Raw genomic sequence first — 6,269 nt, forward strand, 5'->3', positions numbered from 1 at the left:
GGCGCCGCCACGAGGCCCGGTGCGGGCAGCAGGCGGGGGACGGGGCCGCCCGCCTCAGGACGCACATGCCTCATGGCGCATTTGTCCGGACAATCGAACTTCAGGACTTCCCGTCAACTTCCCCCGCCGCTACTCTCGGCCCGTGGCCAAACCCGTAGCCGACCCGACCGTCCAGCTTCAGCTCAGCGTCGACCGCAGCAGCCCGGTCCCGCTCTATTTCCAGCTCTCCCAACAGCTGGAGGCGGCGATCGAGCGCGGCTCCCTGACGCCCGGCAGCCTGCTCGGCAACGAGATCGAGCTGGCCGGCCGGCTCGGTCTGTCCCGGCCCACCGTCCGCCAGGCGATCCAGTCGCTCGTGGACAAGGGGCTGCTCGTGCGGCGCCGCGGCGTCGGCACCCAGGTCGTGCACAGCCAGGTCAAGCGCCCCCTCGAACTGTCCAGCCTCTTCGACGACCTGGAAGCCGCGGGCCAGCGCCCCGAGACCCGGGTCCTGGGCAACACGCTCGTGCCCGCCTCCGCGGAGGTCGCCGCGGCGCTCGCGCTCGGCGAGGGCGAGCAGGTGCACCGCGTCGAGCGGCTGCGCCTGGCCCACGGCGAACCGGTCGCGTACCTCTGCAACCATCTGCCCACCGGCCTGCTCGTCCTGGACGACGCACGCATGGAGGCCACCGGCCTGTACCGCCTGATGCGGGCCGCCGGCATCACGCTGCACAGCGCCCGCCAGTCCGTCGGCGCGCGCGCCGCCACCGTCGCCGAGGGCGAGCGGCTCGGCGAACCGGAGGGGGCGCCGCTGCTGACGATGCAGCGCACGACCTTCGACGACAAGGGCCGTGCGGTCGAGTTCGGCTCGCACACCTACCGGGCCTCGCGCTACTCCTTCGAGTTCCAGCTGCTCGTACGTTCCTGAACACGGTCCGCACCTGCGTTCCTGAACACGGTCCGGTGTCGAGGTCCGAATGTTCTGACAAAGTTATTGACGCTGGGGTGGAGCCCCGCTACAAACTCCTCCAGCCGCACCGCGCGGCCGGAGGAGAGGTGCTCCACGATGCGCACGACGCGTAGGACGAACCGCACTGCCCGCACGGCCGCGGCCCTCGTCGCGGTGATCGCCCTCGCCGCCGGATGCAGCGGATCGGGCGGCAAGGATTCCGAGGACAAGGCGGACGGCCCCTCGGGCGGCAAGGGGGTGACCACGCCCCGCCTGAAGATCGCGATGATCACGCACTCCGGCGAGGGCGACACCTTCTGGGACATCGTGCGCAGCGGCGCGAAGCAGGCCGCCGCGAAGGACAACGTCGACTTCCTCTACTCGAACGACAAGGAAGCCAAGGGGCAGGCCGAGCTCGTCCAGGCCGCGATCGACAAGAAGGTCGACGGGATCGTCGTCACCCTCGCCAAGCCGGAGGCCATGCAGGCGGTCCTCGCCAAGGCCAAGACGGCCGGCATCCCGGTGGTGTCGATCAACTCGGGCTCGGAGTTCTCGGCGAAGTACGGCGCGCTCAGCCACATCGGCCAGGAGGAGGCCGTGGCCGGTGAGGCCGTCGGCACCAAGCTGACCGAGGAGGGCAGGAAGAAGACGCTCTGCATCATCCACGAGCAGGGCAACGTCTCGCTGGAGCAGCGCTGCGCGGGCGTCAAGAAGACCTTCAAGGGCACGGTCGAGAACCTCAACGTCGACGGCACCAACGCCCCGAACTCCCAGTCCTCCATCGAGGCCAAGCTGCAGGCCGACAAGTCCATCGACGCGATCGTCGCGCTCGGCGCCCCCATCGCGGCGCTCGCCGTGAAGGCCAAGGGCGACGCGGGCAGCAAGGCCGAGATCGCCACCTTCGACCTGAACGCCGAGGTCGTCCGGCGGCTGAAGGCCAAGGAGGTCACCTTCGCCGTCGACCAGCAGCCGTACCTGCAGGGCTATCTGGCGGTCGACGAACTGTGGCTCTACAAGACCAACGGGAACGTGCTGGGCGGCGGCAAACCTGTCTTCACCGGACCGGCGCTCGTCACCGAGAAGGACGTGCCCCAACTGGAGAAGTACACCGCGCGCGGTACCCGGTGAACCGTTGGATGATCCCCGTGACCCATACTTGTGCGTTTGGGACCGCAAAGAGGTCCTCAGGGACCGGTCAACGGTCCGCCGGGACCGCCTCGTGGCCGGCCCCGGTGTACGACGCAGCAGACCAAGAAGGGCACGGCCTCGTGGCACGGTTTCGGACCTGGGTGAGCATCGCGGTGGCGGGGGCGCTCGGCCTCACGCTGGCGGGATGCAGCAGCACCGGCGGCAAGCGGGCGGAGGACGCCCGGAAGGCCCAGACCGCCCAGGGCAAGGCCGCGGTGAACACCCCGAACTGGACGTTCGCGATGATCACCCACTCGGGTGATGGCGACACCTTCTGGGACATCGTCCAGAGCGGCGCCAAGCAGGCCGCCGTGAAGGACAACATCAACTTCACCTACTCGCACAGCGACGAGGCGCAGCAGCAGGCGCAGCTGGTCGACGCCGCCGTCGACAAGAAGGTCGACGGCATCGTCGTCACGCTCGCCAAGCCGGACGCGATGAAGGCGGCCGTGGCCCGCGCCGAGAAGGCCGGCATCCCCGTCATCACCGTGAACTCGGGCTCCGCCGAGTCCAAGAAGTTCGGCGCGCTGACCCACATCGGCCAGGACGAGACGATCGCCGGTGAGGCCGTCGGCGAGGAGCTCAACAAGCGCGGCAAGAAGAAGGCCCTGTGCATCCTGCACGAGCAGGGCAACGTCGGCCACGAGCAGCGCTGCGCCGGTGCCAAGTCGACGTTCCACGGCACGATGACGAACCTGTACGTCGAGGGCACCAACATGCCCGACGTGCAGTCCTCCATCGAGGCCAAGCTGCAGTCGGACAAGTCCGTGGACGCGGTCGTCACGCTCGGCGCCCCGTTCGCGGCCACCGCCGTGAAGGCCAAGCAGGACGCGGACTCGGACGCGGAGATCGACACCTTCGACCTGAACGAGAAGGTCGCCCAGGGCCTGCAGGACGACTCGCTCGGCTTCGCCGTCGACCAGCAGCCCTACCTCCAGGGGTACGAGGCCGTGGACCTGCTGTGGCTCTACCGGTACAACGCCAACGTCCTCGGCGGCGGCAAGCCGGTGCTGACCGGCCCGCAGATCGTGACGAAGGACCAGGCCGCCAAGCTCCAGGAATACGCGAAGCGGGGGACACGATGACCACCACGGCTCCCGAGCCACAGCTCGACGAGCGACTGCTGCGCACCTCGCCCTGGAAGAAGCTGATGGGCCGCCCCGAGCTCGGCTCGGTCGTCGGCGCGATCGCCGTCTTCATCTTCTTCGCGATCTTCGCCGACAGCTTCCTGCGGGCGGCGAGCCTCGCGACGGTCCTGTACGCGGCCTCGACCCTCGGCATCATGGCCGTGCCGGTCGCGCTGCTGATGATCGGCGGCGAGTTCGACCTGTCGGCCGGTGTCCTCGTGACGTCCTCGGCGCTGATCTCGTCGATGTTCAGCTACCAGATGACGGCGAACACCTGGGTGGGCGTGGGGGTCTCGCTCCTGGTCACCCTCGCCATCGGTGTCTTCAACGGCGTGATGCTGACCCGCACCAAACTGCCCAGCTTCATCATCACGCTGGGCACGTTCCTGATGCTGACCGGCATGAACCTCGGCTTCACCAAGCTGATCAGCGGCACCGTCTCGACGAAGTCCATCTCCGACATGCAGGGCTTCGACTCGGCGAAGGACGTCTTCGCCTCGACGTTCACCATCGGCGGCGTGGACTTCAAGATCACGATCCTGTGGTGGCTCGCCCTGATCCTGGTCGCGACGTGGATCCTGCTGCGCACCCGCGTCGGCAACTGGATCTTCGCGGTCGGCGGTGACGTGAACGCGGCCCGCGCGGTGGGCGTCCCGGTCAACAAGACGAAGATCGGCCTCTACATGGGCGTCGCGTTCGGCGCCTGGATCTCCGGCCAGCACCTGCTCTTCTCGTTCGACGTCGTGCAGTCCGGCGAGGGCGTCGGCAACGAGCTGATCTACATCGTGGCGGCCGTCATCGGCGGCTGTCTGATCACCGGCGGATACGGCTCGGCGGTCGGCGCGGCCATCGGCGCACTGATCTTCGGCATGACCAGCAAGGGCATCGTGTTCGCCGAGTGGAACTCGGACTGGTTCAAGTTCTTCCTCGGGGCGATGCTGCTCCTCGCGACCCTGCTCAACGCCTGGGTCCGCAAGCGCGCGGAGGCGATCAAGTGACCTCGGACCACGTGACGACCATCCCCGGCGACCGCACGGACGACCGTGCGCCGCTGGTCGAGCTGGCCGGCGTCAGCAAGTACTACGGCAACATCCGCGCCCTCGAAGACGTCTCGCTGGTCGTGAACGCGGGCGAGATCTCCTGCGTCCTCGGCGACAACGGCGCCGGCAAGTCCACCCTGATCAAGATCATCGCGGGGCTGCACCGGCACGACTCGGGCTCCTTCGCGATCGAGGGCGAGGAGACGAAGCTCGCCAACCCGCGCGAGGCCCTCGACCGGGGCATCGCCACGGTCTACCAGGACCTCGCCGTCGTCCCCCTGATGCCGGTGTGGCGCAACTTCTTCCTCGGCTCCGAGCCGACGAAGGGCAAGGGCCCCCTCAAGCGCATGGACGTCGAGCTGATGCGCCGCACGACCCGCGCGGAACTGCTGCGCATGGGCATCGATCTGCGCGACGTCGACCAGCCCATCGGCACGCTCTCCGGCGGCGAGCGCCAGTGCGTGGCCATCGCCCGCGCCGTCTACTTCGGCGCGAAGGTCCTGGTCCTCGACGAGCCGACGGCGGCGCTCGGCGTGAAGCAGTCGGGCGTCGTGCTCAAGTACGTGGCGGCGGCGCGTGACGCGGGTCTCGGCGTGGTCCTGATCACCCACAACCCGCACCACGCGTACCTGGTCGGCGACCGCTTCGTGCTGCTCAAGCGCGGCGCGATGTTCGGCAGCCACAGCCGCGAGGAGATCACCCTGGACGAGCTGACCCGGCAGATGGCGGGCGGCTCCGAGCTCGACGACCTCCGGCACGAGCTGGAGCGGGCGCCGGCGCCGACGCATCTGGGCGGCCACACGTCATCCGGCGCCGAGAAGTAGCGCGGTAGCTCCGCCGGTCCAGTAGTCGGGTGCCGCCCCCACCGGGCCGGGGCCGACCACGAAACGGACACCCCCGCGGCGAGGAGGCGCGACCCCGCCGCACCAGAAACCCGGATCGCGGCGGGGCCGATGCGTGAGGCAGAATCGCCGCAATGAGCACCTACCGCGACCTCGCCCACCGGGGCAGCGCCCGGGCCACCGTTCTGCGCACGGTCGGCACCCGGGAGCGCCGCTCGCATCTGACGGCCCCGCGCGTCCCGACCGTCGGCATCGACATCGGCGGCACGAAGGTGATGGCCGGTGTCGTCGACGCGGACGGGAACATCCTGGAGACGCTGCGCACGGAGACCCCGGACAAGTCGAAGAGCCCGAAGGTCGTCGAGGACACCATCACGGAGCTGGTGCTCGACCTGTCCGACCGGCACGACGTGCACGCCGTGGGCATCGGCGCGGCCGGCTGGGTCGACGCGGACCGCAACCGCGTCCTGTTCGCCCCGCACCTGTCCTGGCGCAACGAACCGCTGCGCGACCGGCTCGCCGGCCGGCTCTCGGTGCCCGTACTCGTCGACAACGACGCGAACACGGCCGCCTGGGCCGAGTGGCGCTTCGGCGCCGGGCGCGGCGAGGACCACCTGGTGATGATCACCCTCGGTACGGGCATCGGCGGCGCGATCCTCGAGGACGGCCAGGTCAAGCGCGGCAAGTTCGGCGTCGCCGGCGAGTTCGGCCACATGCAGGTCGTGCCCGGCGGACACCGCTGCCCGTGCGGCAACCGCGGCTGCTGGGAGCAGTACAGCTCCGGCAACGCGCTGGTCCGCGAGGCCCGGGAGCTCGCCGCCGCGGACTCCCCGGTCGCGTACAACATCATCGAGCGCGTCAAGGGCAACATCCCCGACATCACCGGCCCCCTCATCACCGAGCTGGCCCGCGAAGGCGACGCCATGTGCGTCGAGCTGCTCCAGGACATCGGCCAGTGGCTCGGCGTCGGCATCGCCAACCTCGCGGCCGCCCTCGACCCCTCGTGCTTCGTGATCGGCGGGGGAGTGAGCGCCGCCGACGACCTGCTCATCGGCCCCGCCCGCGACGCCTTCAAGCGCCACCTCACCGGCCGCGGCTACCGCCCCGAGGCCCGCATCGCCCGCGCCCAGCTCGGCCCCGAGGC

Annotated in this window: 6 protein-coding genes; all 6 read left to right on the plus strand. The window is 69.7% G+C overall.

Translation table 11 applies throughout. From position 1 onward, the window contains the following. Positions 1-142: 142 nt before the first annotated feature. Positions 143-907 carry a GntR family transcriptional regulator gene (locus tag G3I40_RS25820; RefSeq protein ID WP_164304514.1) on the plus strand — a complete coding sequence of 255 codons (765 nt, stop codon included), beginning with the start codon at positions 143-145 and terminating at the stop codon, positions 905-907. 138 nt (positions 908-1,045) lie between these two features. Continuing rightward, positions 1,046-2,056 carry a sugar ABC transporter substrate-binding protein gene (locus G3I40_RS25825; RefSeq protein ID WP_164304515.1) on the plus strand — a complete coding sequence of 337 codons (1,011 nt, stop codon included), beginning with the start codon at positions 1,046-1,048 and terminating at the stop codon, positions 2,054-2,056. 140 nt (positions 2,057-2,196) lie between these two features. Then, a complete protein-coding gene (locus G3I40_RS25830; RefSeq protein WP_164304516.1) occupies positions 2,197-3,201 on the plus strand; it encodes a sugar ABC transporter substrate-binding protein in 1,005 nt (334 codons plus the stop codon). Further along, complete coding sequence (locus tag G3I40_RS25835; protein WP_164304517.1) at positions 3,198-4,241, plus strand: ABC transporter permease; 1,044 nt, start codon at positions 3,198-3,200, stop codon at positions 4,239-4,241. Before G3I40_RS25830 ends, G3I40_RS25835 begins: the two co-directional genes overlap by 4 nt. Then, positions 4,238-5,107, plus strand: a complete 870-nt coding sequence (locus tag G3I40_RS25840) for an ATP-binding cassette domain-containing protein (protein WP_343245021.1) — start codon at positions 4,238-4,240, stop codon at positions 5,105-5,107. Before G3I40_RS25835 ends, G3I40_RS25840 begins: the two co-directional genes overlap by 4 nt. 152 nt (positions 5,108-5,259) lie before the next feature. Next, positions 5,260-6,269 (plus strand): ROK family glucokinase (locus G3I40_RS25845; protein ID WP_164304518.1); only part of this gene is annotated, 1,010 nt, incomplete at its 3' end.

The sequence above is a fragment of the Streptomyces sp. SID14478 genome, from assembly GCF_010548525.1.
Taxonomy (GTDB): Bacteria; Actinomycetota; Actinomycetes; order Streptomycetales; family Streptomycetaceae; genus Streptomyces.